At 67.9% G+C, this 252-nt stretch carries 1 pseudogene; it reads left to right on the top strand.

The window, feature by feature from the left end:
• Positions 1–164, top strand: a pseudogene (locus IAE33_RS24455) (putrescine ABC transporter permease PotI); the annotation flags it as partial.
• Positions 165–252 lie beyond the last annotated feature (88 nt).

Raw genomic sequence — 252 nt, 5'->3', positions numbered from 1 at the left:
TTCTGCTGTCTGTCTCGTTGGTGACCTTCTTCGTCTGGTACTTCAGCCGCCGCGCCGAAGAACGCCGCCGCAAGGCGATTCAGCAGGCTATTGAAGAAGGCGCAGCCGCCAACGCCTCGCAGCCCCAGGTGCGACGCCCAGGCCAGTTGGGCGCTTCCGCCTGACCAGGCGCCTTCGCGGGTGAACCCCCATCCTGTGGGGGCGGGTTCACCCGCGAAGCAGGCAGCGCGGTGCATGGCACCGGCTTCGCCG

It is taken from the genome of Pseudomonas sp. S60 (assembly GCF_016647865.1).
In the GTDB taxonomy this organism is placed as follows: Bacteria; Pseudomonadota; Gammaproteobacteria; order Pseudomonadales; family Pseudomonadaceae; genus Aquipseudomonas; species Aquipseudomonas parafulva.
The sequence above is the reverse complement of the archived record's forward strand: the minus strand, read 5'-3'. Positions and strand labels throughout refer to the sequence as shown.